Source organism: Variovorax sp. P1_H12_2, from assembly GCF_056405335.1.
Genome location: NZ_JBFUCI010000541.1, coordinates 1 through 3,633 on the forward strand (window position 1 = coordinate 1; position 3,633 = coordinate 3,633).

Here is a 3,633-nt window from a genome sequence, read left to right on the forward strand (position 1 = left end):
TCGGCGATCCGCGAGGCTGTGGCGAACGATATCGCGAGCCTGCGCCTGCCCCGGCTCGCGGCCATCGCGCACAACGGCGGCGAAAGTTTCCGGCATGCGCGGCACACGCGGGCGCTTGGCGTCCCGGTCCATCGGTTGCCCTCGTCGAGTCCTGCCAACGCCTCCTGGAGCCTCGAGCGCAAGGTGCAGGCGTGGCGCGAGGTGTTTGAAAGGTATTTGGTCATTCCATGAAAGTCTCCCTTCCCGAAGTCAATTTTTCCGATTGGGGCGACGTGCGCTATCTGCACCTCGGCACCGAATGGGTGCAGGGTTCGATGAAGCTCGATGCGCCCTTCGAGATCGAGCTCGAATACGTCCAGCGCATGATGGCCTGGCTGCTGTTCGTCGATCCCGCCGGCGTCGGCAAACGGCATGCGATGCAGCTCGGCCTGGGCGCGGCCAGCCTGACCAAGTTCTGCCGCAAGACGCTGCGCATGCGCACCACGGCGATCGAGCTCAATCCGCAGGTCGTGGCCGCCTGCCGCGGCTGGTTCAAGCTGCCGGCTGACGACACCAAGCTCGAGATCGTGATCGCCGATGCCGCCGCCGAGATCCGCAAGCCGCGCTGGCTGGGGACGGTCGATGCGCTGCAGGTCGACCTGTACGACCACGAGGCGGCCGCGCCGGTGCTCGACAGCGAAGCCTTCTACGCCGACTGCCGCGCCTTGCTGACCGAAGACGGCGCCATGACCGTCAATCTGTTCGGCCGCTCGTCGAGCTACGAGCACAGCCTCGAGAAGATCACCGCGGCCTTCGGCGCCGAGGCGGTCTGGGCCTTCAAGCCGACGCGCGAGGGCAACACCGTGGTGCTGGCCCAGCGCGAAGCCACCCGCCCCAAGCGGCCCCTTCTTGCCGAGCGCGCCCAAAGCATCCAGACTCGCTGGGGCCTGCCCGCGCCGAAGTGGCTGCGGGTTTTCAAACCCCAGAGCTGAACTGCCCATGAGCGCCGTCACCCCCGCCGCCACCGCCGCCTCGCGCCACGAGGGCCCGCTGGTCCTGCGCCACCTGATCGAATGGCTGGCCCAGGATGGCGTGATCTCGCCGGTCGAGGCCAAGCGCACGCAGGCGCGCTGCGCCCAGGCCGAGAGCCGCCAGGCGCCGCTGGTACGCCTGGCCAATGTCGCGATGGTCCGCGAGAGCGACGGCAAGCCGCTCGATCTCGAAATGCTGGCCCAGTGGCTGGCCGGCCGCGCCGGCCTCTCGTACCTGCGGATCGACCCGCTCAAGGTCGATGTGGGCAAGGTCGCCGACACCATGAGCGCGGCCTATGCCGAGCGGCACAAGGTGCTGCCGGTGCAGGTGACGCCCAGCGAGCTGGTGGTGGCCACCGCCGAGCCCTTCCTGACCGACTGGATCGCCGAAGTCGAGCGCCAGTCGCGCCGCACGGTGCGCCGGGTGGTCGCCAACCCGACCGACATCCAGCGCTACACGGCCGAGTTCTTTGCGCTGGCCAAGTCGGTGCGGGCGGCGCAGAAGGCCGGCGGCAACGCCGGCGGCGCGAGCTTCGAGCAACTGGTCGAGCTCGGCAAGAGCAACAAGCAGCTCGACGCCAACGACCAGAGCGTGGTGCAGGTGGTCGACTGGCTGTGGCAGTACGCCTTCGACCAGCGCGCCAGCGACATCCACCTGGAGCCGCGGCGCGACCAGGGCATGATCCGCTTTCGTATCGACGGCGTGCTGCATCCGGCCTACCAGATGCCGATGGGCGTGATGAACGCGATGGTCGCGCGCATCAAGCTGCTCGGGCGGATGGACGTGGTCGAGAAGCGGCGTCCGCTCGATGGCCGCATCAAGACCCGCAACCTGCGCGGCGACGAGGTCGAGATGCGCCTGTCGACGCTGCCGACCGCTTTCGGCGAGAAGATGGTGATGCGGATCTTCGACCCCGACACGGCGGTCAAGGACCTCGACGCGCTCGGCTTCACCCCGCACGACGCGCAGCGCTGGGAGAAGCTCGTGACCCGGCCGCACGGCATCATCCTGGTGACCGGCCCGACCGGCTCGGGCAAGACCACCACCCTCTACTCGACGCTCAAGCGCGTCGCGACCGAGCAGGTCAACGTCAGCACGGTGGAGGACCCGATCGAGATGATCGAGCCCTCCTTCAACCAGACGCAGGTGCAGGCACAGATCGATTTCGGCTTCACCGAAGGCCTGCGCGCACTGATGCGGCAGGACCCGGACATCATCATGGTCGGCGAGATCCGCGACCTCGCCACCGCCGAGATGGCGGTCCAGGCGGCGCTCACCGGCCACCTGGTCTTCAGCACCCTGCACACCAACGACGCGCCGAGCGCGATCACCCGGCTGATGGAGCTCGGCGTGCCGTCCTACCTGATCAACGCGGTGATGCTCGGCGTGCTGGCCCAGCGCCTGGTGCGCACGCTGTGCCCGCATTGCAAGCAGCCGGACGAGTCGGTGACGCGCGAGAAGCTGGCCGAGTTCGTCAAGCCGTGGCAGATCAGCGGCTCGGTGCGCGCCTACAAGCCGGTCGGCTGCGTCGACTGCCGCATGACGGGCTACATGGGGCGCATGGGGCTGTACGAGCTCCTGAGCATCAGCGAGGAATTCAAGGCCCTGGTCACGAAGGAGCCGAACGCGGTCGGGCTGCGGCGCCAGGCGGTGGTCGACGGCATGCGGCCGTTGCGCCTGGCCGGCGCGCTGCGGGTCGCGGAGGGTGTGACCACCATCGAGGAAGTGCTCAGCGCCACCCCCCCACTGGAATGAGGCAAGCAGGGATAACCCTGAAGAGCCGGTAGGTGGAATCCACATCGAGCTGACTTCAGCCTGACCACACAATCTCCGATCGAGTTTTTTCGTGGAGACTGTTCGTGAAAATCAAGAGTCAGAAAGACTTCTTCTCGGGGGTGATGTTCGCCGTCGTGGGGGTCGCTTTCGCCTGGGGGGCGACAACCTACAACGTCGGCAACGGCGCCCGCATGGGCCCGGGCTACTTCCCGCTGATGCTCGGCATCCTGATGGCCGTCATCGGCCTCGTGATCATGTTCACCGGCCTCACGGTCGAGACCGAGGACGGCGAGAAGATCGGCAAGTGGGCCTGGAAGCAGGTGCTCTACATCCTCGGTGCCAACCTGGCCTTCGGCGTGCTGCTGGGCGGCCTGCCGAGCCTCGGCGTACCCGCCATGGGCATGATCATCGCGATCTATGCGCTGGTCCTGATCTCCAGTCTTGCGGGCAGCGAATTCAACCTGCCCAAGGTGCTGATCCTCGCCACGGTGCTGGCTGTCGGCAGCTACATCGCCTTCATCTGGGCGCTCAAGCTGCAAATCCAGGTGTGGCCCACCTTCATCACGGGCTGAGGACTGGCAAATGGAACTTCTCAACAACCTTTCCCTTGGCTTCGGTGTCGCGTTCACCTTCACCAACCTGCTGTACTGCCTGGTCGGCTGCATCCTGGGCACCCTGATCGGCGTGCTGCCGGGCATCGGCCCGGTCGCCACCATCGCGATGCTGCTGCCCGCGACCTACGCGCTGCCGCCGGTGTCGGCCCTCATCATGCTGGCCGGCATCTACTACGGCGCCCAGTACGGCGGCTCCACCACCGCCATCCTGGTCAACCTGCCGGGCGAATCG

Annotated in this window: 4 protein-coding genes and 1 pseudogene; all 5 read left to right on the forward strand. The window is 67.1% G+C overall.

Annotation, left to right across the window (positions count from 1 at the left end; all coding sequences use genetic code 11):
* Positions 1-231 (forward strand): annotated as a pseudogene (locus tag AC1D2K_RS31885) (DNA-deoxyinosine glycosylase); the annotation flags it as partial.
* Positions 228-971: a class I SAM-dependent methyltransferase gene (locus AC1D2K_RS31890; protein WP_478094091.1), complete on the forward strand. Its 744-nt coding sequence runs from the start codon at positions 228-230 to the stop codon at positions 969-971. The pseudogene AC1D2K_RS31885 and the gene AC1D2K_RS31890, both read left to right, overlap by 4 nt.
* Positions 972-978: 7 nt before the next feature.
* Positions 979-2,766 carry a type IV pilus assembly ATPase TfpB gene (tfpB, locus tag AC1D2K_RS31895; RefSeq protein ID WP_478094093.1) on the forward strand — a complete coding sequence of 596 codons (1,788 nt, stop codon included), beginning with the start codon at positions 979-981 and terminating at the stop codon, positions 2,764-2,766.
* A gap of 104 nt (positions 2,767-2,870) precedes the next feature.
* Positions 2,871-3,359 (forward strand): tripartite tricarboxylate transporter TctB family protein, encoded by a 489-nt coding sequence (locus tag AC1D2K_RS31900; RefSeq protein ID WP_478094095.1) that lies wholly within the window; start codon positions 2,871-2,873, stop codon positions 3,357-3,359.
* 10 nt (positions 3,360-3,369) lie between these two features.
* Positions 3,370-3,633 (forward strand): tripartite tricarboxylate transporter permease (locus AC1D2K_RS31905; protein ID WP_478094097.1); only part of this gene is annotated, 264 nt, incomplete at its 3' end.

Coding starts and splice junctions, on each gene's coding strand:
- AC1D2K_RS31890 (WP_478094091.1), top strand. CDS start 228: ATGAAAGTCTCCCTTCCCGAAGTCAATTTTTCCGATTGGGGCGACGTG.
- tfpB (WP_478094093.1), top strand. CDS start 979: ATGAGCGCCGTCACCCCCGCCGCCACCGCCGCCTCGCGCCACGAGGGC.